This is a genomic window from Pseudoalteromonas sp. GW168-MNA-CIBAN-0100 (assembly GCF_040309225.1).
GTDB lineage: Bacteria > Pseudomonadota > Gammaproteobacteria > Enterobacterales > Alteromonadaceae > Pseudoalteromonas > Pseudoalteromonas arctica.
Genome location: NZ_JBEOOL010001167.1, coordinates 1 through 232, shown reverse-complemented (window position 1 = coordinate 232; position 232 = coordinate 1). Strand labels below are relative to the sequence as shown.

At 43.5% G+C, this 232-nt stretch carries 1 pseudogene; it reads right to left on the bottom strand.

Annotation, left to right across the window (positions count from 1 at the left end):
* Window positions 1-232, bottom strand: a pseudogene (locus tag AAEY62_RS25055) (malate synthase G); the annotation flags it as partial.

The window sequence follows — 232 nt, the reverse complement described above, 5'->3', positions numbered from 1 at the left end:
ATCTACCACTTTTGCCATTTTGGCCATGGTTGATCTAATTTGTTGCTCGCTGCAAATACCATGATGCAGCCAGTTAGCCATATGTTGGCTTGAAATACGCAGTGTTGCTCTGTCTTCCATAAGGCCAATGTGGTTTATGTCGGGCACTTTAGAGCAGCCAATCCCTTGGTCAATCCAGCGTACTACATAACCTAAAATACCTTGGGCGTTGTTTTCAAGCTCGGTTTTAATA